The following is a 25147-nucleotide window of genomic DNA, read 5'->3' on the forward strand; positions in this document are numbered from 1 at the left end:
TCATACCGGCTTGTGCCTGTTTCAGGATGCCAATGATCTGCTCTTCGGTGAAACGTCTCGGCTTCATGTCTAGTCTCCTTTTGGAGTTTCTAGACCGAAATCACTAAGTTTGCAATGGAACAGTTTCAGGGGATAAGGTCAGAGTGATGCAATCGTGTCGTGATGGCATGGGTGCCTTTCACGATTTTTCTTGATTGTATTGGAAAGCAGGTCGTCATAATTGGTTTTATCGTTTATCGCATCCTGTACTTTTTCCGGCAGTTCTCCCGCATACCTGGAAAGGTATTTGTAAATTGGCAACCTGTTGCTGTTGTGAGCCAACATGGTTGGTAACGCCAAATGAATGATACCATCAACATCAAAATCACGATTATCGAGAACTATATCAGAATATAGTTCCTCTGCAGCTAGACCTGCATACCCCTTCTGACCGAAATCGGCGATTACGCCAACACCAATAACCACCTCGACATCTTCCAGTTTTTCATCTTCCAGATTAACCGTCCTGATCTTGCCGGTCGGTTTGTTCGTCAACACCAGCTCGTAAATATCCTGCTTTAGGCGTCGTAGCATCGGCGCGTTGTATTTTGCCTGGTTTTCCAGTAATGCTTGATACAAAACCTCATAATTCTTGATGCGGATACGCGTCATGTCAATGGATTTGCCACCTTCAAAAGATTTGCTGTAGGTTGAGACTTCCTCCGGCATCCCTCCTTTTGCCCGTTCAACAAACATGAGGCGTTCTTTGATCTTGTCGAGATTTTCGACTGAGAGACATTTGACAATTGATTTCAGGATGTTTTCAATGTTGGGGTCGTTGATGGAATAACCGATGAATACGATGGGGTGCTCGAGGAAAATAGTCAGAATTTTTGCGGCCAGATAGGCGTTCTTTTCAGTGAAATTGGCATAGTCCGCTTCATTGATAACGATGGATTCCGGCTTCGTACAGCAACCATGAATTTTATAGATTTCGGAAATGCCTTGCAGGGTGGAAAAGAGCAGTTCCTCCTGGCCGATGTATTTCGTGTAACTGGTAAAAAGGTCCTCAATGAAACTGTCATAATTGGTCGTCAACACCCCGCCGATGCTTCGCATTTCAAGCTGTTTGAATAGCTCGATTTCGGAAGTATACTCTGCATTATGCTCCCTGCTTTTTTGGCGCATATGCCGAGCGATCTCGATTTTGAATGGTGAAACGGAGCGGTTTATCTCATCCTTAGACTGCTCCCGGATATCCATAAACTGATCGTCCTTGAACCAACGCAGGTTAAAGTCACGTTCGATCAGTTCCGCGACTTTCGGCAACAGACCTTCCCGACATTCCAGCCCTTTTGCCTGCTGCTCGTACATTTCGTAGGCGTAGTCATTGTCCATCGCCAGTCGGGCAAACTTACGCAGCAAACCTTTCCAGTTTTCGAGGCCGAGATAGCGGATTGACATGCCGGAACCGACAAACAGCATTGGCAAATGATCCGTTTTTTTTAAGCGTCTCAGAATTGCATTTTTCATGGTAACTCCAGTAAAGGCCGCTTTTTGATGGCTCTTCATCGCTTTGAATGGGCAATCGTATAATTTGCCCTCATTCCATTACCCGGAGGTTTACTGATTGATGCAAACTGAATCTCTGTTTGGTATGGCCTTTGGCATTGTCCCACCATGGGAGGTTACCGAGATCACTTTTTCCAAGGAGTCCAATCGTATTGACATTTTAAGGTGCATCTAGCCTGCGGGTAAATCTCCGAATCAAATTTGATCAACTATATGGAAATCTGACTTTATCGGCAAGTGATACTTCAGAAGATATGCCGGTATACGAGCTTGAAATGCCCCAAGACAGCACGCACAGAAAATCTTTAGGAAAATCTTTAGGGTCAACTTTGACTCTTGAACATTTGGCCGGTGTTGACGATAAAACCGACTTGAAGGTTTAAATGTCAAAGTTGACACTCTTCGCGCCTTTCCCTGCCAGGACACCATGCCGCGTAGCGGCTTCAACACGAGACGAAAAAGTGAAAAAATAGTTTGAACAAACAACGTATGTGATATATCATTGGTATATATCAAGGGGGCTTTATGAATAGAGTCGCTAAAATATTCCAAAACGGCCGGAGCCAGGCAGTACGCCTCCCCGCAGAATTCCGTTTTTCCACTTCTGAGGTATTTATCGAGCGCCAGGGGGACGCCATCGTACTCAGGCCCAAGCCCGAGAGTTGGGACGACTTCTTTGCTCGGCCGTCCAAGGTGCCGGCTGACTTTCTTGCCGACCGGAAAGATGTGCCGCCTGAAGCAAGGGAGCTGTTTTGATGCGGTATATGCTCGATACCAACATATGCAGCTACATCCTCAAAAAACGTCCTGCGGCGGTCAGGCAGAAGTTTGAAGAGGTCGGCCCCGAAAACATCTGCATATCCTCAATCGTCCTCGCTGAGCTGTACTACGGCGCGGCCCGGCACCCAAAGGGCGTTGTTATCCGCCACGAGATCGACGATTTTGCGGCCAGGTTGATTGTGGTGCCGTGGGATGAAGCGGCTGCCGATCACTATGGAGCGATCCGGGTGTCCCTCGAGAAGGCTGGTACCCTCGTAGGAGCGATGGATATGCTCATCGCGGCCCACGCCACAAGCTGCGGCGCCACACTTGTGTCCAACAACCTGCGGGAATTCGACCGGATCAAAAGCCTGAAAACGGCTAATTGGGTATAACGGGATGTAACCTGCCTGAAATCAAGTTCTCTCGTGAAATGGGTCGCGCATGTTTGCGGCCCATTTTATTGACCTTCTCCCCACAAGAACGGACCGGTTCCCGGGGAGAACGTCATGACCACATTTGCAGAAGGATGGCGGTAACAGGATGAAAAAGGAAAAAAGCTGCTCGGTGATCATCGCCCGGCAGGAACATGGGGTCTCCCGCAAACTCATGAGCCCGAACGCCCTGCGCACCCTCTACCGCTTGAGAGATAACGGTTTTTTCGGCTATCTCGTCGGCGGCTGTGTGCGCGACCTCCTGCTCGGACGGGAACCGAAGGACTTCGATGTGGTAACCAACGCCACCCCTGCCGAGGTGAAGCGGATATTCCGCAACTGTCGTCTTGTCGGGCGGCGTTTTCGGCTTGCGCACATCCACTTCCAGGATGAGATTATCGAGGTGGCGACCTTTCGGTCCCAGGCTTCGAACGAGCCGGAGCCCGAGCCGAAAGAAACAAACGAGCCGGACCATCGGCAACGGCATCCGCGGATGCTGAAGGACGACGATGGCATGATCCTGCGGGACAACGTCTACGGCACCCCCGAAGAGGATGCCCTCCGCCGTGACTTCACCATTAACGCGCTTTCCTACAATATCGCCGATTTCTCGATCATTGACTACACGGGAGGCCTCGCCGACCTCAACGCCGGCATCATCCGCACCATCGGCGATCCCGCCGTCCGCTTCCAGGAAGACCCGGTACGGATGCTGCGGGCGGTGCGGTTTGCCGCCCAGCTCGCCTTCACCATCGAGGAAAAGACCCGGAAAGCGCTGGTCGTCGCCACCGATACCATTGTCAGGGCGGCGCCGCCGCGTCTCTACGAGGAGATACTCAAGCTTTTCCTCTCGGGTGAGGGGGCAAGGTGCTACGAACTCCTCCGCCAGACCGGGCTCTTTGCAGCGCTTTTCCCGAATTTTTCGAACTGGCTCGACGCCGAAAGCGAAGGCTTTCCCCACGCCCGGTTCGGGGAAATGCTCAGCTACGTCGATTCCCGTATCCAGCAGGGGGGCAAGGTCTCCCCGCCGCTCCTCCTGGCACTTCTTTTCGGTGAGTACATTGATGGGAAGGCGGCGCATTTCCGCCAACAGGGTGCGCCCTGGCAGCAGAGCGTTAACGCCGCAGTTGCGGAGTTCATGGGTGAAACCTGCCCGATCATTATGATCTCGAACCGCGTCGAGCTCGCGCTCCGCGACATCATCAGCCAGCAGATGCGCCTGAAAAAAATCCCCGGCCGCCGACCGGAGTCGTTCATCGCCCGTCCCGATTTCAATGACATCGTCGAATATTGCCGGGCGACCTGCGGCGACAACCAGGATGTCGTCAAACAACTCGACTGGTGGGCGGCTCAGGCACGGCAGCAGGCGCCGGTGCCGCTTCCTTCCGGACTCACCGAAGAGGCCGGGGCGCCGCAACGGAAGAGAAAGAGACGCCGCCGGCGGAATCCAAAGGCGAAAAGCAGGACGGAAGGGGTATAATTACAGCGGAGTCGAAGCAGGATCTCCATGAGAAGTTCGATGCCGGTTCAGGAGCAATGTTGCCGTCGAAAATTTCTCAATAACAGGTCAATTGTTTGGGCCCTTTTCCCGCAGGTTGACTATCACCACGTACCGGATGTTACAAAGGAATTATCATGCGACATTTAATGTGCCTATCCCTGGCGGCTCTGTTGCTCGCCGCTGCCGGCACCGCCTGTGCAGCAGGCACTGCGGTTGGTTATGGCGTTGAGCTTGAAGGATTTCCCTATCCCTATGCGGTAGAGCATTTCCGGTTTACCTCACAGGGGCGCGACCTCCAGATGGGGTACATGGATGTAAAGCCCACGGGCAGGCCCAACGGGCACACGGTTGTGTTGATGCACGGGAAGAATTTTTGCGGTGCCACATGGGAGGCCACGATCTCTGTCCTGGCCGACGCGGGATACCGGGTCGTCGCTCCCGACCAGATCGGCTTCTGCACCTCGACCAAGCCGGCGTATTACCAGTACAGCTTCCAGCAGCTTGCCGCCAACACCAAGGCATTGCTCAAGCAGTTGGGAGTGTCCCGTTCCACATTGGTCGGGCACTCGACCGGGGGGATGCTGGCGACCCGCTTTGCCTTGATGTACCCGGAGGCTGTCGAGAAGCTGGTCATGGTCAACCCCATCGGGTTGGAAGACTGGAAGGCATTGGGCGTGCCGAGCCGGACCGTGGACCAATGGTATGAGCGGGAGCTGAAACTTTCGGCCGAGGGGGTGCGCCAGTACGAGAAGTCGGTCTATTACGGCGGGCGCTGGAAGGCGGACTACAACCGCTGGGTGGATATGCTGGCAGGGCTCAACCTGGGGCCGGGGCACAAAGTGGTCGCCTGGAATTCGGCGCTCATCTACGACATGATTTTTACCCAGCCGGTGGTGTATGAGTTTCCCCTGTTGAAGGTGCCTACCACCCTGATGCTCGGCGATGCCGACACCACCGCCATCGGCAGTGATATCGCCCCACCGGAGGTTAAGGCAAAGGTCGGCCGCTACAAGCTGCTGGGCAAGGAAGTCATCAAGACGATTCCCCACGGCCGTTTAATCGAGTTCCCCGGTTTCGGGCATGCGCCGCAGATCGAAGCCCCGGCAATGTTTCATAAGGCCTTGCTCGATGAGCTCGGGAGAGCAAACAACTGATTATCGGTGGTAGCCGGCAGTTCGCAGCTTCGGCTCTGATCTGATTTGATTTGATTTGAGGTTGATGCCCTGACCGATCGGATCGGGAAAATAAGGCTATTTCATGGGTATAATGGGCGGGAAGCACATTTTAGTATTGCCGAATGAGCCCGGCTGTGCGATAACCACTTGAAATATCGTGCGAGCCGACATCCCATTGTTGCCCCATGCTTGCATTGTCACCTGCCGATGGGAACCGGCAGCTACTTTTGCCGTAAGGGAAATGCCGCGGATACACTATGGAAACCCGACTTGTCCCCCGCCACCGCTCCGACCAGTTACCTGACTCCCTGTCCACGGTCCTGCTCGTATTGCCCGACAGGTTCGAGATTACATCACAGTTGATGGACATCAGCTGTCAGGGTATGAAGCTCGCCATCCCCCCGACCCCCGTCCCCCTGACAATCCCCCGAAAGACCGAAACCGTCGAGGTTGTCTTTCACGCCTCGCGCCTGCGGGTTAGCTGCCGGTGTATCTATTCCTCCTATAATCCTGACGGCAGCATATCCATGGGTATGTATGTCTTCGACCCCCATCAGCAGGACCAGTTGCGCACCCTTCTGGCGGAAAACGAGTAGCCCCGCCGCCAAAACGTACGGCACACTAGTCGCCGACCGCCACCAGGATACTGCACGGAGCCCGTTCCAGAAGCGATACGCCTACCGACCCTTTCCACCAACGGGAGGCAAAGGATGTCTGCTTCCGGTGCCCCAGCACGATCAGGTCCACCTCCAGTTCGGCCGCCAGGCGGCAGATTTCTTCAACCGGCTCCCCGTAAGCCAAATGGCCGTAAGCGCTACCCCCACCCTCGCGTAACAGAGCGACCCCATCGTCGATGGTGCTCTGGATGTGCCGCTGTTCCTGCTCCATAACCGTCTCCGGCACAAAACCCTCGGCGAGAAAGACGCCCGACGGCATGCGCATGACCGCCAGCAGGTGGGTCTCCGCACGGAGCAGGTGGGCAATGTCTGCGCATTCGAGGAGCGCCACCCGGCCTTCCTCGGTGCCGTCATAAGCGAGCAGGATCTTTTTGTGCATGATGGTCTCCTTTTCTTGCGTGAACCATGCAGGCTGAAGCGCCCGCCCGCCGCCATGAACGAGCCATGAAAGCCGGCTGTGCAGGTCTGCCGGTGCAGAGAATTGCAACACAACGCAGCATGCTTCTCGTGATAATTATTGTCAAGTGCAACCGCGGCTGTCGTTCGTCGTTATCCGGCTTGTTCGGGGAACCGGTGGTCGTTTGGCCGCATACGGTATTTTTTAAAATTTTTTGTTTTTAGAATTGCCGCTGTTTGAGCTATTCTGGCTTTGTTTTGCAGCAAAGCAGAAAGAGGTGGCGTATGAGTATGTTTTCAAGGTGGCGGATTGCCGTCCCCCTCGTGGTGGCATCCATGCTGGTTCAGCCGGTTCTCGATCTGTCGGCGGCATCTTCCGCTGCCGGGGGCAACGTCTACGAGATCCCCCTGAGCGAGCTTAAGAAGGTGGAGAAGAAGAAACCGAAGAAAGCGGAAACCAGGAAACGCGCGGAAAAGAAGCGAACCCATACGGCGCCCCGTAAGGTGTCGGAACCGGCAGGCACTCCCGCCCCGCCCATCCCTGCGTTGCCAGTGGCCCAGAACGAGGCAACGGCCCCGGAAACAGTAGACAGCGTCAACATCAGCCATGAACCGTACAGCTACGTGGTGCCGGGCAAACGGACCACCGTTAAGTCCGTGGTCAGCCTGGACGGGGTGCAGTCAGTTCGGTGCCGCTTCCGCGCCGGGGAAAAGGGGGGCGACGCCTCGGTGCCGATGGCAAAGGTGCCGGGAAGCCAGTTCACCTATAGCGCAACCCTGCCTGCCCTCGAGCCGGGTGCCACAGCGCTTCGGTACCGTGTTGTCGTTGTCGACGCCGCGGGGAATGAAATCCATAGCAAGGAGTTTGTTACCCCCGTGAGGGCAACCCCGGTCGTGCCCGGCTGGCAGCAGGACTCGTCCAAGGAGCCGGTGAGTGCCGTTCTTGGGAATCCCCGGCAGCCTCTTGAGGGGTTCTCCGGTGTAGTCATCGAGAATGCCGACCGGAAGTGATGACGTGCCGGCGCCGAAAATAAAAATGCAATAAAAATAAGATGGTTAGCTTTTAGGGGGAGGACTCGGAGGGGGGCTACCCGCCTTCAGTCGGTTGTACAGCACCGGCAGGAGCGCGAACAGGCCCAGGAGGGCGAACGAGCCCAGCACCCGCGGTGAGGCGATGCCGGAGAGCGAGGTGATGCCGGCCAGGCTGGCCCCGGCATTGACATAGACGAAGCCGCCGGGGATGATGCCGATCATGGTGCCGAGCACAAAGGTGCGCAGCGGCAGACGGGTCAGGCCGGCCGCCAGGTTGATCAGGAAAAAGGGAAACAGCGGCACCAGCCGCAGAAAGAGCAGGTAGTTGAAGCCGCGGGTCTCCAACTCCCGGTTCATGGTTTCCAGCCTTGTGCCGAACCGGTTCTGGATCGCATCGCGCAGCAGATAGCGGGTCACCAGGAAGGCCAGGGTGGCGCCGATGGTGGCGGCACTATTTGCGTAGACCGTTCCCATGAGCGAGCCGAAGATGGCGCCGGCAGCCAGGGAAAGGACGGCTGCGCCGGGGAGGGAGAGGGCGGTCTGGATAATGTAGACGGCCATGAAGCCTGCTACCATGAGGGCCCTATGGGAGGCATGGTATGCTATCAGGCTCTGGCGGTTGGCCTTGAGGGCCTCCAGGGTCAGGAAGCGTCCCAGGTCGAACCAGAGGAACGCCCCCACCGCCAGACAGCCGGACAGGGCGATCAGGGCTTTTTTCCACGACATACCAGGCACTCCCTCGACAGCCACTTTTCAGCCCTTTGCCGCCTTGCCTTTTGCCGCCACCCGGGCGCTGAATTTGTCCAGATTGACGGTTACGCGCTCATGGGTCCCCGTGCCGATGACATCCGCCTCGTCACGGGCCTCGATCTCCCACACCGTGCGTTTCCCGTCCACCTCGATACAGCGGACCCGCGCCGTCACCTCCATGCCGGGAGGAGTGGCCGCCTGGTGGGTGATGTTGATCATGGTGCCCAGGGTCCGCTCCCCTTCGTCCAGATAGGGACGCAGGGCCTCCATGCAGGCCCATTCCATGAAGCCGACCATGAAGCCGGTGGCAAAGACCTCGGGCATTTCACGGAACAGGTCCGACTCGGGGTACAGGAAAGGGACGGTCTTCTCCCGCGGCACGCGATAGCTGAAGGTGTGTTCCAGTCCCGCCGTAAGTGTTGTTTTCATGGTTTCTCACCTCTTTTGATAGCGTAGCAACTCCCGCTCCGCTGCCAGCGCAGCCAGGCGCCGAGCACCCTCTTGAGGAACGGCGTCAGGCGGGTGCGGTTATGGGTGTCGGCCAGCTTTTTGATCGCCTCGGCCTGGGTCGGGTAGGGGTGGATGGTCCGGGCGATGGCCCCCAGGCCGAGGCCGCTGGTGATGGCCAGGGAGAATTCGTTGATCATCTCCCCGGCGTGACGGGCCACGATGGTGGCGCCGATGATCCTGTCCGAGCCGGTGCGCAGGTGGACCCGGGCGAAACCCTCCGTATCGCCGTCCAGCACGGCCCGGTCCACCTCTGTCAGGGGCACGGTCAGGGTAGAGACCGGGATGCCCCGCTCCCGCGCGTCCCGTTCATACAACCCCACGTGGGCGATCTCCGGGTCGGTGTAGGTGCACCACGGGACGACCAGACTGGATGCTTTCTGTCGCCCCATGAAGAGGGCGTTGGCGATCAGGATGCGGGCCAGGGCATCGGCGGTGTGGGTGAACTTGAAGGGAAAACAGCAGTCGCCGGCGGCATAGATGCGGGGATTGGAGGTTTGCAAGGTGTCGCTGATCACTACACCCCCCGGCCCGTAGACGACGCCGGCCGCCTCCAGCCCCAGCCCCTCCACGTTAGGGGCGCGACCGGCCCCCACCAGGATCGCATCCGCCACCACCTCTATTTCTGTGCCGTCCCGTTCCAGACGCAGGACCTTATCGCTGCCCCGCCGTTCCACGGCCAGGACCGTTGTTCCCGTCAGCAGGTCAAGCCCCCCGCGCATCAGAACGTTCTGTAGGACTTCGGCCGCGTCCCGGTCCTCGCGTCCCATGATCCGGGGGGCCGTTTCGATCAAGGTCACCCGGCTACCGAAGCGGGAGAAGGTCTGGGCCAGTTCACAGCCGATGGGACCGGCGCCGATCACCGCCAGGCGAGGGGGCAGTTCGGTCAGGGAGAACACGGTTTCGTTGGTCAGATACCCGACCTCGGCCAGCCCCGGGATCGGCGGCGCGGCCGCCCGCCCGCCGGTGCAGATGGCGGCCTTCTTGAACAAGAGTTCCTGCCCTCCTACCGTCACTCGGTCCCGGGCGACGAAGCGGGCCTCGCCTATGAAGACGTCAACCCCCAACTCATCGCGGAACCGTCGGGCCGAATCGTGTCGGCTCAAGGAGCTGCGCAGTCGCCGCATCCGCTCCATGGCTGCTCCGAAGTCAAAGCCGATCTCCGCGCCCCCCCTGATGCCGAACCGAGCTCCGTTGCGCGCGTCGAACAGAGCCCGCGCAGCGCGGATAAGCCCCTTGGACGGGACGCAACCGTAGTTGAGGCAATCGCCTCCCATCAGGTGCCGCTCCACCAAGGCCACCCTGGCGCCCAGACCGGCCGCCCCGGCAGCGCAGACCAAGCCTGCGGTCCCGGCGCCGATCACCACCAGGTTGTAGCATCCCCCCGGCTGGGGATTGACCCAGTCACTGGGGTGGACATTCTCCCGCAGCTCCCGGTTCTCCGGGGTGTCGGGCGCTATGACCGCCCCTTCGCTCACGGCGTTTTGACAAACTGCATGGCTGCCGAATTCATGCAGTAGCGCAGGCCGGTCGGTTTTGGGCCGTCGTCGAAGACATGCCCCAGGTGCGCCCCACAGCGGCTGCATACCACCTCGGTGCGTTTCGTGAAGAGGCCGTTGTCCGGCCGCAGGGTCACGTTTTCCGGAGCGACCGGTTCCCAGAAGCTGGGCCAGCCGGTGCCGGATTCATACTTGGTGTCCGAGCTGTAGAGGTCGTTGCCGCAGCAGATGCAGCGGTAAATCCCCTTCTCGTGGTTGTTCCAGGTGATGCCGGTGTAGGCCCGCTCGGTCCCCTGTTCCCGGGTGACGTGGTACTGCTCCGGGGTGAGGAGCCTGCGCCACTCGGCCTCGCTCTTGATGACCTTGTCGCTCATGATATAGCCTTTCTGGGCCACGGAGTAGAGGCGGACCCGGGAGGTCCCGGCCGCGGTCGTTGTGGCGGTTGTCGTGGCCGCCGGCGCGCCGCCGCCGTTGCTGCATGCGCCGACCATCGAGAAGATGGCGATGGCGGCCAGAAGAATGTAATGCCGTTTCATGGGTTACCTCCCGTGCTGTGGGGGCGAGGTGGCATGCTCAATGTCCCGCCGAGCCGCCCCACAACTCTTTGAGCCGTTTGTCGCGGCCGCAACTGGTGCGATAGAATTTGTATCGGATCGGATTCTTTTTGTAGTAGTGCTGGTGGTACCCCTCCGCCGGATAGAAGGGACCGGCCGGGGTGATCTCGGTCACGATCGCCTCCCGGAAGGGCTTGCTCCTTGCCAGTGCATCCTTCGACTGCTGGGCCAGGCGGCGCTGCTGCTCGTTGTGGTAGAAGATGGCGCTGCGGTACTGGTGTCCGCTGTCGCAGAACTGGCGGTCCTTCACGGTGGGGTCGATATTGTGCCAGTAGACCGTGAGCAGCCTGTCGTAGCCGATCCTGGCCGGGTCGTAGACGATCTGTACCGATTCGGCGTGGCCAGTGCCGCCGGCGGAGACCTCCTCGTAGGTCGGGTTCCTGGTCTGGCCGCCGGTGTAGCCGGAGGTGACCGAGATCACCCCGGGCAGTTCGTCGAAGGGGTGTTCCATGCACCAGAAACAGCCGCCGGCAAAGGTGGCCTTCTCTTGGGCCGGGGCTGCGCCCGCCGCCCCACCAGAGGCCGGGATGAGCATGAAGGCCAGCACGAGCCCGATCAGTGCCAATTGTAATGGTCGTTTCATCTGTCCAGGTCCTTTCTCCGGATTCGGTTGCTGATTTCTTAAGTGTAATTATACCTCTTTTATCCTGTTCCGTGGACACGGTATATGTTTATTGGCAGATAAAAACGCCTTGACAGTGTCGGTTAATTGTAATTAACTGAAAACGGAACATTCATTCCGTAAAAAGGCACCCCATGGCAAAATCGGAAAAGCGTGACGAGATAGTGCGTGCGACGATGGAACTCATCGCCGAGTTTGGTTTCCATGACGCCCCCATAGCCGCGATCGCAGCCAGGGCCAATGTGGGGGCCGGGACCATCTACCGCTATTTTGCGAACAAGGATGTCCTGATCAACGAGATTTACCTGGAGATCGAAGAACGGCTCATGGCTCATATCCTGGAGGGGTACCGGTCCGAACGTCCCGTCAGGGAGCGCTTCCTCCATCTCGGAGTCGGAGTGCTCTCCTACTTCATACGCAATCCGGCGGAATTCCATTATTTCGAACAGTTCCACATCTCGCCCTACGGTGGCGCATTCCGCAGGGAACGGCTTTTGGAGCGCACAGAGTATCGCGATGTCTTTATGGTCCTCTTTCAGGACGGAACGGCACAGCAGGTTGTAAAGAATCTTCCCCTGATGATGCTCTTTTCCCTGTTGTTCGGGCCGTTATTCACCGTTGCACGGGAGCATCTCCTGGGCTTTGTCCCTTTGGACGACCAACTTATCGAAACGGTGGTCACCACCTGTTGGGATGCGATCCGGCAGTAGTAATAGAGTACTTATTTTTTTACCACAATTAGGAGTGAACGTTCACTCCTAATCACGCTGCGAGGAATTTTTGTCATGGCATTAAAGCGGGAACCGGAAAAGCACCCGAATCATGAACGCTGGCTGGTCTCATACGGCGATCTGCTGACGCTGCTCTTAGCGGTCTTCGTGGTCCTGTACGCCATGTCCCTGGCCGATAAGAAGAAGGTTGAAGAGGTGGCGGAGTCGCTGCGGGAGTCCTTCGGGTATTCCAAGGCGTCCCTCGGGGCAAAGCCGGTGGTGATCGAGTCTGGGAATATCAGCATCGTTCCGAGCATCAAACCCCAAAGCTTGCCGGTGCAGCAGCGCCAAGCCCAGGGGAAGCAGCGCGCCTATGCGATGGAGAAGGATTTTGGAACGATCAAGGCATCCCTGGATGCCTACCTGACGAAGAGCGGCAATAGGGGGAAGGTGAGCATCGATATCACCCGCCGGGGGCTGGTGGTAAGTCTCAAGGAGGCGGGGTTCTTCGATTCGGGCAGCGCCCGGATCAAGGCGGGATCTGAGGAGCTTTTCAGCGTGATCGCCCAATCCCTGTCCCATTATGCCAACCCCTATCGGATCGAGGGACATACGGATAACGTACCGATCCACACCGGCCAGTTCCGTTCCAATTGGGAGCTTTCAACGATGCGCGCCACCAATGTTCTCCAGAAGTTGGTCGATTCCTACGGCTTCGATCCGGCCGCGATGTCGGCGGCGGGGTACGGCGAATACCGTTCCGTGGCCGACAATGGGGCTGCGGAAGGCCGGGCCAAAAACCGGCGAGTCGATATCGTGATGCTGTCGTCCGGGGGCGAGGCGGGTGAACCGGGAAACGGTTCGAGTCGGTAGCCGCCGTAACCTGAGGCGGATAAAGGCCGTTTCAGAGGTTTTATCCGGTGTAAGCTCAGATTCCGATCCAGGCGGCGCCGAAGACTCCGGCCGAGTCGCCCAGGCGGTTCTTCAGGATCGGGGTGGCCAGGTCGTCGTGGAAGGCGGAGCGTCGTACCCGTTCGATGCCGGTGGTGTAGAGCTCGACGATGTTGGACAAGCCGCCCCCCAGAACCACGGCGTCCGGGTCGAGGATCGAGATCAGTCCCCCCAGGCAACGGCCGAAGTCGTCCAGAAAACGCTCAAAGGCTGCACAACAACGCGGCTCCCCCTCCCGGGCGCCTGCCACGATCCGCTCCATGGTCAAGCGTTCGCCGTACTCCCGTGCAAAGGCCGCTTCGACCCCAGAGCCGCTGATCTTCGTTTCCACGCACCCCCGGTTGCCGCAGTAGCACGCCGCCCCGGCCGGGTCCACCGACAGGTGCCCCCATTCCCCGGCGATGCGGTGCGGCCCCTGGCGTACCCGTCCGTCGATGCAAATCCCGCCCCCGCAGCCGGTCCCCATGATCACCCCGAATACCAGCCCGTATCCTTGCCCCGCCCCCTGACGGCACTCGGCCAGGGTGAAACAGTCGGCATCGTTGCACAGGGCCACGGCCCGGCCCAGTTGCCGTTCCAGGTCTCCCTGCAAGGGCTTGCCGATGAGACAGGTGGAGTTGGCGTTGCGCACCAGCCCGGTCCGCTCGTCGCTGGAGCCGGGGATGCCGATCCCCACGGTGCAGGGCGCCCCGGCCGGAACAAGGGCCATGGCTTCCCGGATGGCCGTGGTCACGGTTGCCACTACGGCGGGATAGCCCCGGTCAAGGGGCGTGGCCCGGCGCTCCCGGAACAGGACCGTACCGTCGGGGGCAAGGAGCAGCGCCTCGGTCTTGGTGCCTCCCAGGTCGATGCCGATACGAAAGGGTGTCTGTTCAGAGGCAGAGGTCATCATGGTGTGGTTATTTGTCATGGATGTTGACGCCAACTATGTACAAGATAAACGGTGAACGACGCCGCAACGGTTAGCATTGAAAAATTCAGGTTGTTCAAAAATAGTCAGATCGTCGCACCCGCAAAAAGCCCCGCGGAGGCGTAGCAGCGCTACGCCGCACAAAGGAGCTTTCGAGGACAGCGGCGAGATGGCTGTTTTTCAACAACCTGCTACAGCATCTTGCGCAGGTACTGGCCGGTGTAGGACTTGGTGACCTTGGCCACCTGTTCCGGGGTGCCGCTGGCGATGATCTCGCCCCCCCGGTCGCCCCCCTCGGGGCCCAGGTCGATAATGTGGTCGGCGGTCTTGATCACGTCCAGGTTGTGCTCGATGATGACGATGGTGTTGCCGGTATCCACCAGGCGCTGGATCACCTCCAGGAGCTTGCGGATATCCTCGAAGTGCAGACCGGTGGTCGGCTCGTCCAGGATGTAGATGGTGCGGCCAGTGGCGCGGCGGGAAAGCTCCTTGGCCAGCTTGACCCGCTGGGCCTCGCCCCCCGAGAGGGTGGTGGCCGACTGCCCCAGCTTGATGTAGCCCAGGCCTACTTCTTCCAAGGTCTTGAGCTTGTTCTTGATGCGCGGGATGGCCCCCATGAACTCCAAGGTCTGGGAAACGGTCATGTCCAGCACCTCGGCGATGGATTTGCCCTTGTAGAGCACCTCCAGGGTCTCCCGGTTGTAGCGCGCCCCTTTGCAGACCTCGCACTCCACGTACACGTCCGGCAGGAAGTGCATCTCGATCTTGATGATGCCGTCCCCGGAGCAGGCCTCACAGCGCCCCCCCTTGACGTTGAAGGAGTAGCGCCCCGGCTTGTAGCCGCGCAGCTTGGATTCGGGCAGGTTGGAGAACAGGTCGCGGATATCGCCGAACACGCCGGTGTAGGTGGCCGGGTTGCTGCGCGGGGTGCGGCCGATGGGGGACTGGTCGATGTTGATGACCTTGTCCAGGTGTTCCAGGCCGCGGATGTCCTTCACGGCGCCGGCCTTCTCCCGGCTGCGGTAGAGCCGCTGGCTCAGCACCTTGTACAGGGTGTCGATCACCAGGGTCGATTTTCCCGAGCCCGAGACGCCGGTCACGCAGGTCATGATGCCCAGGGGAATCTCCACGTCCACGTTCTTCAGGTTGTTCTCGGAGGCGCCGATGATCTTGAGATGCTTGGTCCCCTTGCGGCGTTTCTTCGGCACCGGGATGGACAACTCACCGGACAGGTATCTGCCGGTCAGGGACTTCGGGTCCTTCATGACCTCGGCCGGTGTGCCTTGGGCCACCACCTCGCCGCCGTGGACCCCGGCCCCCGGCCCCATGTCGATCAGATGGTCGGCCTCTAGGATAGTCTCTTCGTCGTGCTCCACCACCAGGACGGTGTTGCCCAGGTCGCGCAGATGCTTGAGGGTGTCCAGCAGTCGTGCGTTGTCCCGCTGGTGCAGGCCGATGGAGGGCTCGTCCAGGATGTAGAGCACCCCCACCAGGGACGAGCCGATCTGGGTGGCCAGGCGGATGCGCTGCCCTTCGCCGCCGGAGAGGGTGCCGGAGGTGCGGTCCAGGGAGAGATAGTCCAGCCCCACGTTCACCAGGAACGAAAGGCGCTCGCGGATCTCCTTGAGGATGCGCCGGGCGATCTCCTTCTCCTTGTCGGTGAGTTCCAAACTATCGAAGAAGGCCAGGCAGTCCCGAATGGAGAAGGCGGTGACGTCGCGGATGGTGCGCCCCCCCACCAGCACGTGCAGCGCCTCGGGGCGCAGGCGCGCCCCCTGGCAGGTGGGGCACGGCATGACGTTCATGTACTTTTCCATCTCTTCCCGGGATGCGTCCGATTCGGTCTCGCGCCAGCGCCGTTCCAGATTGTTCAGCACCCCCTCGAACTCCTTCTGGTAGGTATGGCGCCGTCCGCCGTCCTCTTCCCACCAGAACTCGATCTTCTTGCCCCCGGAACCGCTCAGGATCACGTCCCGAACCTGCTCGGGCAGATCCTTGAAGGGGGTGCGGATGTCGAATTTGTAGGCCTTGGCCAACGCCTCCAGGATCAGGTGGAACCAGCCCGAGAGCCGTTTTTCCCAAGGGGCGATGGCCCCTTCCCGTAGGGACAATTCCGGGTTGGGAATCACCAGCTCGGCGTCGAAGTACATGCGGGTGCCCAGGCCGGTGCAGTCCGGGCAGGCGCCGTGGGGGTTGTTGAAGGAAAAAAGCCGCGGCGTGACCTCTTGGTAGGATATGCCGCAATCCACACAGGCCAGCTTTTCGGAGAAGATGTGGGTGACCGGCTTGGGAGGCCTTTTGCCGCCGTCCTCGTCCGGTACATCCGTAGCCGGCAGGACGGTCTCCACCTTCACCACACCTTCGGCATGGTGCAGGGCGGTCTCCAGAGAGTCGGCGAGACGGCGCTGGATCCCCTCCTTGACCACGATGCGGTCGATGACGATGTCGATGTCGTGCTTTTTCTTCTTGTCCAGTTCGATCTCGTCGGCCAACTCCCGCAAGGTTCCGTCGATGACGACCCGGGTGAAGCCCTCCTTGCGCAACTGGTTGAGCTCCTTCTTGTACTCACCCTTGCGGCCCCGGATCATGGGAGCCAGCAGGGTCAACTTGGCACCGGCGGGGAGCGCCATGATCTGGTCCACCATCTGGGAGACGGTCTGGGAGGTGATCTCCTTGCCGCAGGAGGTGCAATGGGGATGGCCGACCCGGGCGAACAGCAGGCGCAGGTAGTCGTAGATCTCCGTGACCGTTCCCACGGTGGAACGGGGGTTCTTGCTCGTGGTCTTCTGTTCGATGGAGATGGCCGGGGAGAGCCCCTCGATGGACTCCACGTCCGGTTTTTCCATCTGTTCCAGGAACTGGCGGGCGTAGGCCGAGAGGGATTCCACGTAGCGGCGTTGCCCCTCGGCGTAGATGGTGTCGAAGGCCAGGGTGGATTTGCCCGAGCCGGAGATGCCGGTGATGACGACTAACTGGTCCCGCGGGATTTCAACATCGATACATTTGAGGTTGTGCTCGCAGGCGCCTTTGACGATTATGCTGGAGTGTGCCATGGGTCAGTATTTCAGTCCGTTTCCGAGGATAGTGGTGATCTCTTCGGCCGTGACCGGCCGGGAGAACAGGTAGCCCTGCATCTCGACGCAGTTGCGGGAAGCAAGGAACTCCATCAGGGGGCGCGTTTCCACCCCCTCCGCAGTGACGCTGAGTTTGAGAGTGTGGGCCATGGAGATGATGATCTCCACGATGGCGGCGTCGTCCGGGTTGTTGGCGATGTCCCGCACGAACATGCGGTCGATCTTGAGCCGGTTGATGGGGAAGTGCTTCAGGTAGGAGAGGGACGAGTAGCCGGTGCCGAAATCGTCGATGGCCAAGCTGATGCCCATGTCCTTGAGCTTCTGCAGCATGCGGGTGTTGCTGTCCGGGTTCTTCATGATGGTACTTTCGGTGATCTCCAGTTCCAGCCGGTCGGCGTCGAGTCCGCTTTCCAGCAGGATGGCGGCGATTGTCTCGTCCAGATTCTTCTGGCCGAACTGCTTGGCCGACAGGTTGACCGCCATGCGCATCGGCGCAAACCCCTGCTGCTGCCAGGCCTTGGCCTGGAAGCAGGCGGTCCGCAGGACCCATTCCCCGATGGGTATGATAAGGCCGGTCTCCTCGGCCAGATAGATGAACTTGTCCGGGACGATCACCCCCATGTCGGGGTGCCGCCAGCGCAGGAGCGCCTCCAGCCCCTTGATCTCCCCGGTGCGGGTATCCACCTGGGGCTGGTACAGCAGGAAAAAGTCCTCGCGCTCCAGGGCTTTGCGCATGGAGTTTTCCAGCATCATCCGCTCCAGCACCTTGATGTTCATCTCGCTGGAGAAAAACTGGAAGTTGTTGCCGTCCCGCTCCTTGGCCTGGTACATGGCCTGGTCGGCATGCTTGAGCAGGGTGGGGCCGTCCTCCCCGTCCATGGGGTAGACGGCGATGCCGATGCTGCCGGTGGTGTAGATCTCATGGCCGTTGATGTAGATCGGCTCGGAGATCAGCCCCAGGATCTTCTTGGTAATGGCGGTGATGACCTCTTCGTTGGATACGCCCATGAGGACGACGGCGAATTCGTCGCCGCCGATGCGGGCCAGGGTATCGGTTTCCCGGACGCAGGCCTTGAGACGTTTGGCGATGGTCTTGAGCAGCTTGTCGCCGGCCCGGTGGCCGAGGGTCTCGTTGATCCCCTTGAAGCGGTCCAGGTCCAGGAACAGCACGCCGACCATCTGGCGGTCCCGCAACGCCTGGGCAATGGCGTGCCTGAGGCGGTCGTTGAGCAGGGTGCGGTTGGGAAGGCTGGTCAGGGGGTCGTAGTTGATCAGTTGCTGGATTTCGTTCTCGGCCCTGATACGGGCCGTGATGTCGAGGGTCGTACCGGAGACGAGCTGGGCCTTGCCTTCGCTGTCGCATTCCACCTCTGCCTGGCTGTTGACGACCAGTTCGTCGCCGTTGCACGATTTGATGCGGTAGATCAGGCTGAACGACTGACACTGCCGGGCGGCGTTGGTGATGGCCTTCTTGAAGGCCGGCCGGTCCGCCTCGTTGATGAGGTTGATGAACCACTCCATCTCCACCTGGTGGGGCTCGCCGGGGGTGAACCCGAAGATGCGGTACAACTCGTCGGACCAGTAGGTGTCCCCGGTCAGGGGATTCCATTCCCAACTTCCCATGCGGGCGATCTTCTGGGCTCGCGCCAAGCGGGTCTCGCTCTGGCGCAGGGACTCTTCGGCGCGGCGCAGCCGTTCGCGGGTTTCGGCGTCATGGAGGGTTCGCAGGACCGCCGCCGGCAGGCGGTCCAGAAAACTGGTGTCTTTCAACAGGTAGTCGCAGGCGCCGGTCTTCATCATCTGAACCGCCAGCAAGGCGTCGTCCCGGCCGGTCACCATGATGAACGGGACGGAAAGCCCGCGGTCGGCGATTTGCTCCAGGATGGCGATACCGGTCATGTCGGGGAGGGAATAGTCGAGGATGATCAGGGAAGGGATCGTGGCGGAGAGCAGTTCCATGGCCTCCTGGCCGCTGGTCGCCCCAATGGCCTTGAAACCGTGCTCCTGGAGGGTGCCCGATGTCAGTTCGGCAAAAGCGATGTCGTCCTCAATGATGAGGACGGTGCTTCCGGCCTTTATAGTGTAAGGCGATCCCGTCATGCGCTCTCTCTTCGTCACCCGTGGAACCCTGTGGGGACTATTTTTTCTTCAGCCGCCAGCCTTCCTTGTTCACCTGCGGTACGCGGGAGATCGCCAGCGAGTCGGGCGGCACGTCGATGGTGACGGTCGTCCCGGCCGCCACCAGGGAGTTGCGCCCGACGGTGACCGGGGCCACGAGCTGGACATCGCTGCCGATGAACACCTGGTCCCCGATGACCGTGCGGTGCTTGTTGACCCCGTCGTAGTTGCAGGTGATGGTGCCGCAGCCGATATTGACGTCGCGGCCGATCTCGGCATCACCCAGGTAGGTCAGGTGGGACGCCTTGGAGCCCTCCCCCATGATGATCTTCTTGGTCTCCACGAAATTGCCGATCTTGACGTGGGCGTGGAGCAGCGTTCCGGGACGCAGGTGCGCCATGGGGCCCACGGCCACCGCCTCGTGCAGTTCCGAATCCTCCAGGACCGATCCCGCCTTGATATGGCAGTTGCCGGCGATACGGCAGTTGGAGATGGTGACGCCGTTTTCGATCACGCAGCCGGAGCCTATGACCGTTCTCCCGTTGATCTGGCAGTTGGGGTGGACGATGGTGTCGGCGCCGATGGCGACACCATCGTCGATGTAGGTCTGGTCGGGATCGATGATGGTGACGCCGGAGAGCATCAGCTCCCGGTTGGTGCGCCGGCGCAGAATGCGCCCCGCTTCGGCCAACTGGCTGCGATCATTGACCCCCATGATTTCCTCGGCATCGTCGCAGCACAGGGCCAGGCAGGTCAGTCCCTTGCGGACGGCCATGGCCACCAGATCGGTCAGGTAGAACTCCTGCTGGGCGTTGTCGCTGCCAATACGGCCGATGTTCTCGAACAGGAAGGCCGCATCCATGCAGTAGATACCGCTGTTGATCTCGCGGAGGGCCTGCTCTTCCGGGGCGGCATCCTTCTGCTCGACGATGCGCAGCACCGCTCCGCTGTCGTCGCGCACGATCCGGCCGTAACCATAGGGATCATTCACCGTGGCGGTCAGGACCGTCACCGCCGCTCTTTGGGCGCGGTGGAACTCGATCAGTTTTTCCAGGGTCTCCGTCCGCAACAGGGGGGTGTCCCCGCACAGGATCAGTATCGTGCCGTCGAAACCGGACAGCGCCTCACGGGTGCAAGCCACGGCGTGGCCGGTGCCGAGCTGTTCCTTCTGGATCACGCAGCGGATATCCTCTGCGGCGCGGAAATGCTCCTGCACCGCCTCGGCCTGGTGTCCGACCACCAGCACCACCGGGGTCGCGCCCGCAGTCCGGGCCGCCGTTACCGGGTAGTCGATCATCGGCCTCCCGGCCGCCGGGTGCAGGACCTTTACCAGGCCGGACTTCATACGGGTTCCCTTACCTGCGGCAAGGATGATTGCGGCAACGTTATCCATCTGCATTAATGCTCCCGATTTCTGAAAGGGGTATGCAACGCCTGACCGTACAGTTTATGTGATGCGGGATACGCCGTCAAGTATTCTATGTGTACTCCGGCTGGAGGTCTAATTGTCCGGAACCGCGGCCTAATTTTTATTGCCAATGACGGGCTGTTCTGCTAACTTTCCGAAATAACGTGAAAATAATCGAGGAGTCCCTGACGTATATGAACGATACCTGGTTGGAGGTGGCCTGCGAGCTGCCCAGCGAACTTGCCGATATCCTGGCCGAATACCTTGCCGGCGTCTCGGGCGCCGGCGTCTGCGTCGAAAACCTGAATGTTGATGCCTTCTCCCCTTCAGAAATAGCACACAGCCCGCTCATGACCGTCAAGGCCTACTTTAGCTCCGCCGACGATATGGCTGCCCGCCTGGCCGAGATCTCGGCCTTTCTGGATGACCTGGCCGCCGCCAATCCCGGCGCAGCCATCGGGAAGCCTGCCGTTACGACGGTGAAAAGCGAGGATTGGAGCACGAGTTGGAAGGTCAACTTCAAACCGCTCCGTGTCGGCCGACGGCTTTTGATCGTGCCGTCTTGGGAGGAGGCGGAGGCCGGGCCGGATGATATCGTCCTCAGTCTGGACCCGGGCATGGCCTTCGGCACCGGCGGGCACGAGACGACCAGGCTCTGTCTGGAGCAGTTGGAAACGGTCCTGCTTGGTCGCCCGGCCGCCCCTCCCCCCTCGGTGCTGGACCTGGGGACCGGTTCCGGCATTCTGGCCATGGCCGCAGCACGCCTGGGCGCGGGCCGCATCTGCGCCGTGGACATCGACCCGGATGCGGTGGAGGTGGCGCGGGAAAATATGGCGATCAACGGCCTGGCGGAGCGGATCGAGTGCAGCGCAACGCCCCTGGAATCCCTGGCTGGCCCCTTCGACGTCATCCTGGCCAATATCCTGGCCGAGGAACTCGTCCGGCTGGCCCCCCAACTCTCGGAGCGGCTGGCCCAAGGGGGCGTGCTGATCCTGTCCGGTATCCTGGCCGAGAAGGAGGCCTTTGTGCGTAGCGGGTTCGCGGCCCAGCCCCTGGTCTACCGGGAAACGGCGCACCAGGGGGAATGGGTGGCGATGCTCTACAGCAAGGATGCCGCACCGGCATGAGTCAGCGGCGTTTCATGATATCGTCCCGGAATATCCGGGACGGGTATGCTTCCTTTAATGGCGATCTCTTCAACCACATGGTGCGGGTGCTGCGGCTCGGCACCGGTGAGGGCGTGACCCTGGTGGACGAGGCGGGCAACGAGCACCAGGGGGTTATCGACCAGGTGTCCCGGGAGTGGGTCGCCGTCAGGGTCGAGGCTCCCCGTCAGGCGGCCCCGGCCGGAGAGGGGGGGGCGCGGATCACCATCTGCCAGGCCCTGCCCAAGGGGGAAAAGATAGATCTGATTCTCCAGAAGGGGACGGAGTTGGGGGCTCACGATTTCAGCCTGTTCGGCGGTCGGCGTTCCGTGGCCCGGGTGCGCGAGGAACAGCTCGCCGCCAAGCTGGAACGCTGGCAGCGGATAACGGCCGAGGCGGCCCGCCAGTGCAATCGGCGCTCCATTCCGGGCGTTTCCTGGTCGCCGTCGGCGGCCGAGGCGGCCGGCTCCACCTCCCAGGAACTCCGCCTGCTGCTGTGGGAAGGGGAGCGGAAGCTGGGCCTGAAGGCGGCCCTTGCCGACCGGGCCTGTCCCGCCTCAGTCATCGTGGCCGTGGGGCCGGAGGGTGGCTTCGACCCCCTTGAGGTACAGCAGTTTCTCCAGCAGGGGTACCTGCCGGTTTCCCTGGGAGACCGGATTCTGAGGACCGAAACCGCCGCTATTGCCATTACCGCAATTTTACAGTATATTTGGGATACTCAGTAACGAGAATTACAGCTCGCAAGGAGCCGCCGATGAAATGCCCCAAGTGCGGATACAACAGCTTTGAGTACAATGATAATTGCCCCAAGTGCCTCAATGATCTCACCGGCTATAAGGCGACCTACGGGCTCAAGGCCATGGTGCTGCCCCTCGCGGCCCGGACGGAGATGGCCCGGGCCATGGCGAGCGAGGCCCACGCAGACAATCATTCGGCGGAGGATACGGACATGACCGCCGATATCTTCTCCTTCGACCTGGGCGATGATGGGCCGGAAGCGTCGTCCCAGGGGGGCGGTGCCGTCCATGACCCCTTCAGCTTCGACGATGAGCCGGGAGATTCCTTGGGGACCGGGTTCGGCGACCTCTCCTTCGGCGAGGAACAGAAGTCGGCCCAGGCCAAGGCCGAAGAAGACGCCTTCTCCAGTCTGTTGGAGACGACCCCGCACAAGAGCACTGCCGCGCCGGCAGGCAAGCCCGCTGCCGCTGCCGCGAACGACGAGTTCGATCTGGAAAATTTTTCCTGGGACGACACGCCTGGTTCCGCCAGCGACGACAAGGGCGGCAGCAAGCCCCGTGAAGATGACTTCGGCAGCCTGTTCGGCGGTACCAAGAAGTAGCCCGTTACGCCGCGGCAGTCCCAGGGCCCGTTCCCCCTCATATCAGGGCGGACGGGCTTTGACGTATCCGTAATGCAATCCCGAGTGAAAAACGCTTCCCCGGAGTCTTCACGTGTCCCAACGCATCGCCATCCTTCCCGAAACCATCACCAACAAGATCGCCGCCGGCGAGGTAGTCGAACGGCCCGCCTCGGTCATCAAGGAGTTGCTTGAAAATTCCCTGGATGCCGGCGCAAGCGATATCTCCGTGGAGATCGCCGCGGGTGGGAGGCGGCTGATCCGTATCACGGACAACGGCCACGGCATGTCCCGGGAGGACGCCCTGCTTTCCCTGGAACGCCACGCCACCAGCAAGATCAGGACCGACAGCGACCTGGACGGCATCCTGACCCTGGGGTTCCGCGGCGAGGCGCTCCCCTCCATCGCCTCGGTCTCCCGTTTCCGGCTGGCGACCCGTGAAACCGGCAGCCTGGAGGGGACCGAGATCATCGTGGAAGGGGGGAGGGTCAAGGACGTGAAGGCCTGCGGCATGGCCCCCGGCACGGTCATCAGCGTGGAGCAGCTGTTCTTCAACACCCCGGCACGCCTCAAGTTCCTGCGCAGCGCCGAGACCGAAACGGGACACGTGGGGGACACGGTAGCCCGCATGGCCGTTTCCCGTCCCGATGTGGCCTTCCGGTTGACCAGCGACGACCGGGAGATGCTGCGGGTGCAGCGCAGCGACCTGCGCCGGCGCATCGCCCAGGCCGTGGGCAAGGATGCCGCTGCGGCTCTCCACGAGGTCGCCGGCACCGAGGGGGGCATCACGGTCACGGGGTTCATCTCCGGCCCCCAGTCTGTTCGCTCCACCACCTCGGCCATGTTCACCTACATCAATGGTCGTTTCGTGCGGGACAAGGTCGTACAGCACGCCATCATGCAGGCCTACCGGGGCGTGATCGACCGTGGTCGCTATCCGATCCTGGCCCTGTTCATCGAACTGCCACCGGGCGAGGTGGACGTCAACGTCCATCCCACCAAACACGAGGTGCGCTTCCGCCGCCAATCCGTTGTACACGACGCCCTCCAGGCTGCTCTGGAGGAGGTGCTGCGCCGCTCCCCCTGGCTGGCGCACCATCAGGAACCGGCACCCCCGGCACAGGCCGCTCCCCCCACCGGTCAGGCCTATCGCGAGCGGATCGCCGCCGCGGCCCAGGCATCCCTGCGGTTTGTGGAGCAACCGCCGCGTTCGTCCTTTCCCCTTGCCTCCGTTTTCGAAACCGGCCCGCGGCCTGTACCGACCCCTACCGTTGTACCACCCGGCGGGCCCGTTTCGATCCGTGAACCGGCGGAGCCGTTTCACCCGGAGCCCGCACCAGCGGAATCCATGGGCTATTTTTCCGCACTGGCGATCATCGGCCAGTTCCACGGGGAGTACCTCCTGTGCCAGTCGGGCGCCGAACTGGTGATCATCGACCAGCACGCCGCCAGCGAACGGGTCGCCTACCAGCGCCTGCGGCAGCAGTTTCGGGCCGGCGGGGTGGAGTCGCAGCGTTTGCTCTTTCCCGAGACCCTGGAGCTTTCTTTTGGGGAGGCGGCCGTGGTGGGGCGTTTCCGCGAGGACCTCATCCGGGTCGGCTTCGACCTTGAGCCATTCGGCGGCGCCACCGTTATCGTTGCCGCCCTGCCGCGCCTGGCCGCAGAGCGGGACGGCATGCAGCTGGTGCGGGACATCCTGGCCGAACTTGCCGCACTGGGGACCAGCGTCGCCTTCGACGGCGCCATCGACGACCTGCTGGCCCGCATCGCCTGCCATTCGGTGGTGCGCGGCTTCCACCCCCTGGAGAACCGCCAGATCACTGAGCTGCTGCGGGCCATGGACGAAACCGACTTTGCCGCCAGTTGTCCCCACGGCCGGCCCGTATCCCACACCATCACCCTGGTGGAGTTGGAAAAGATCTTCAAGCGGACCTGACCCCCTGCCAACGGGTATGTA

General features: G+C 60.8%; 23 protein-coding genes. 12 read left to right on the forward strand and 11 right to left on the reverse strand.

The window, feature by feature from the left end:
* Positions 1-138: 138 nt before the first annotated feature.
* Complete coding sequence (locus F6V25_RS10250; RefSeq protein WP_191966159.1) at positions 139-1512, reverse strand: SIR2 family protein; 1374 nt, start codon at positions 1510-1512, stop codon at positions 139-141.
* A 564-nt stretch (positions 1513-2076) separates the two neighbouring features.
* Here F6V25_RS10250 and F6V25_RS10255 point away from each other — a divergent pair.
* The 5 genes from F6V25_RS10255 (at position 2077) to F6V25_RS10275 (ending at position 6016) form a co-directional block, all read left to right on the forward strand.
* Positions 2077-2307 (forward strand): antitoxin, encoded by a 231-nt coding sequence (locus tag F6V25_RS10255; RefSeq protein WP_151128493.1) that lies wholly within the window; start codon positions 2077-2079, stop codon positions 2305-2307.
* The gene (vapC, locus tag F6V25_RS10260) at positions 2307-2705 is read left to right on the forward strand and encodes a type II toxin-antitoxin system tRNA(fMet)-specific endonuclease VapC (protein WP_151128654.1); all 399 of its coding nucleotides are present in this window, start codon (positions 2307-2309) and stop codon (positions 2703-2705) included. Before F6V25_RS10255 ends, vapC begins: the two co-directional genes overlap by 1 nt.
* Before the next feature lie 148 nt (positions 2706-2853).
* Entirely contained in the window at positions 2854-4224 is a 1371-nt protein-coding gene (gene pcnB, locus F6V25_RS10265; RefSeq protein ID WP_151128494.1) for a polynucleotide adenylyltransferase PcnB, read from the forward strand.
* 155 nt (positions 4225-4379) lie between these two features.
* Positions 4380-5399, forward strand: coding sequence for an alpha/beta fold hydrolase (locus F6V25_RS10270; RefSeq protein ID WP_151128495.1), 1020 nt, complete (start codon positions 4380-4382; stop codon positions 5397-5399).
* 278 nt (positions 5400-5677) lie between these two features.
* Positions 5678-6016, forward strand: coding sequence for a PilZ domain-containing protein (locus tag F6V25_RS10275; RefSeq protein ID WP_151128496.1), 339 nt, complete (start codon positions 5678-5680; stop codon positions 6014-6016).
* 25 nt (positions 6017-6041) lie between these two features.
* Here F6V25_RS10275 and F6V25_RS10280 read toward each other — a convergent pair whose 3' ends face one another.
* Positions 6042-6476: a universal stress protein gene (locus F6V25_RS10280; protein ID WP_151128497.1), complete on the reverse strand. Its 435-nt coding sequence runs from the start codon at positions 6474-6476 to the stop codon at positions 6042-6044.
* A 302-nt stretch (positions 6477-6778) separates the two neighbouring features.
* Between F6V25_RS10280 and F6V25_RS10285 the strand changes: the two genes are divergently transcribed.
* Entirely contained in the window at positions 6779-7504 is a 726-nt protein-coding gene (locus F6V25_RS10285) for a hypothetical protein (protein ID WP_151128498.1), read from the forward strand.
* A gap of 45 nt (positions 7505-7549) precedes the next feature.
* Here F6V25_RS10285 and F6V25_RS10290 read toward each other — a convergent pair whose 3' ends face one another.
* Genes F6V25_RS10290 through msrA form a run of 5 tightly spaced genes read right to left on the reverse strand, consistent with a single transcriptional unit; the run spans position 7550 to position 11430 of the window.
* On the reverse strand, positions 7550-8251 hold the full coding sequence (locus F6V25_RS10290) for a TVP38/TMEM64 family protein (protein WP_151128499.1): 702 nt from the start codon (positions 8249-8251) through the stop codon (positions 7550-7552).
* A 27-nt stretch (positions 8252-8278) separates the two neighbouring features.
* Positions 8279-8704 (reverse strand): thioesterase family protein, encoded by a 426-nt coding sequence (locus F6V25_RS10295; protein WP_151128500.1) that lies wholly within the window; start codon positions 8702-8704, stop codon positions 8279-8281.
* Positions 8701-10260: a mercuric reductase gene (locus F6V25_RS10300; protein ID WP_246167021.1), complete on the reverse strand. Its 1560-nt coding sequence runs from the start codon at positions 10258-10260 to the stop codon at positions 8701-8703. Before F6V25_RS10300 ends, F6V25_RS10295 begins: the two co-directional genes overlap by 4 nt.
* The gene (gene msrB, locus F6V25_RS10305) at positions 10257-10817 is read right to left on the reverse strand and encodes a peptide-methionine (R)-S-oxide reductase MsrB (RefSeq protein WP_218043546.1); all 561 of its coding nucleotides are present in this window, start codon (positions 10815-10817) and stop codon (positions 10257-10259) included. Before msrB ends, F6V25_RS10300 begins: the two co-directional genes overlap by 4 nt.
* Positions 10818-10854: 37 nt before the next feature.
* Complete coding sequence (msrA, locus tag F6V25_RS10310) at positions 10855-11430, reverse strand: peptide-methionine (S)-S-oxide reductase MsrA (RefSeq protein WP_246167030.1); 576 nt, start codon at positions 11428-11430, stop codon at positions 10855-10857.
* 221 nt (positions 11431-11651) lie between these two features.
* Between msrA and F6V25_RS10315 the strand changes: the two genes are divergently transcribed.
* Together F6V25_RS10315 and F6V25_RS10320 are read left to right on the forward strand one after the other, a co-directional pair.
* A complete protein-coding gene (locus tag F6V25_RS10315; protein WP_151128503.1) occupies positions 11652-12227 on the forward strand; it encodes a TetR/AcrR family transcriptional regulator in 576 nt (191 codons plus the stop codon).
* A gap of 75 nt (positions 12228-12302) precedes the next feature.
* A complete protein-coding gene (locus tag F6V25_RS10320; protein ID WP_151128504.1) occupies positions 12303-13100 on the forward strand; it encodes a flagellar motor protein MotB in 798 nt (265 codons plus the stop codon).
* 55 nt (positions 13101-13155) lie between these two features.
* Here the strand turns inward: F6V25_RS10320 and F6V25_RS10325 are convergent, their stop codons facing one another.
* The 4 genes from F6V25_RS10325 to glmU form a co-directional block, all read right to left on the reverse strand.
* The gene (locus F6V25_RS10325; RefSeq protein WP_246167022.1) at positions 13156-14088 is read right to left on the reverse strand and encodes an ROK family protein; all 933 of its coding nucleotides are present in this window, start codon (positions 14086-14088) and stop codon (positions 13156-13158) included.
* Positions 14089-14279: 191 nt separating this feature from the next.
* Complete coding sequence (gene uvrA / locus F6V25_RS10330) at positions 14280-17141, reverse strand: excinuclease ABC subunit UvrA (protein WP_151128505.1); 2862 nt, start codon at positions 17139-17141, stop codon at positions 14280-14282.
* A 3-nt stretch (positions 17142-17144) separates the two neighbouring features.
* Positions 17145-19262, reverse strand: a complete 2118-nt coding sequence (locus F6V25_RS10335; RefSeq protein WP_151128506.1) for an EAL domain-containing response regulator — start codon at positions 19260-19262, stop codon at positions 17145-17147.
* A gap of 37 nt (positions 19263-19299) precedes the next feature.
* A complete protein-coding gene (gene glmU / locus F6V25_RS10340) occupies positions 19300-20673 on the reverse strand; it encodes a bifunctional UDP-N-acetylglucosamine diphosphorylase/glucosamine-1-phosphate N-acetyltransferase GlmU (RefSeq protein ID WP_151128657.1) in 1374 nt (457 codons plus the stop codon).
* A gap of 209 nt (positions 20674-20882) precedes the next feature.
* Here glmU and prmA point away from each other — a divergent pair, with 209 nt between their 5' ends.
* From prmA to mutL, 4 genes are all read left to right on the forward strand, one after another.
* A complete protein-coding gene (gene prmA / locus F6V25_RS10345; RefSeq protein WP_151128507.1) occupies positions 20883-21815 on the forward strand; it encodes a 50S ribosomal protein L11 methyltransferase in 933 nt (310 codons plus the stop codon).
* Entirely contained in the window at positions 21812-22558 is a 747-nt protein-coding gene (locus F6V25_RS10350) for a 16S rRNA (uracil(1498)-N(3))-methyltransferase (protein ID WP_191966160.1), read from the forward strand. Before prmA ends, F6V25_RS10350 begins: the two co-directional genes overlap by 4 nt.
* A gap of 29 nt (positions 22559-22587) precedes the next feature.
* Positions 22588-23172 carry a hypothetical protein gene (locus tag F6V25_RS10355; RefSeq protein ID WP_151128509.1) on the forward strand — a complete coding sequence of 195 codons (585 nt, stop codon included), beginning with the start codon at positions 22588-22590 and terminating at the stop codon, positions 23170-23172.
* 112 nt (positions 23173-23284) lie between these two features.
* Entirely contained in the window at positions 23285-25126 is a 1842-nt protein-coding gene (gene mutL, locus F6V25_RS10360) for a DNA mismatch repair endonuclease MutL (RefSeq protein WP_151128510.1), read from the forward strand.
* Positions 25127-25147 lie beyond the last annotated feature (21 nt).

The organism is Oryzomonas japonica (genome assembly GCF_008802365.1).
Classification (GTDB): Bacteria; Desulfobacterota; Desulfuromonadia; order Geobacterales; family Pseudopelobacteraceae; genus Oryzomonas; species Oryzomonas japonica.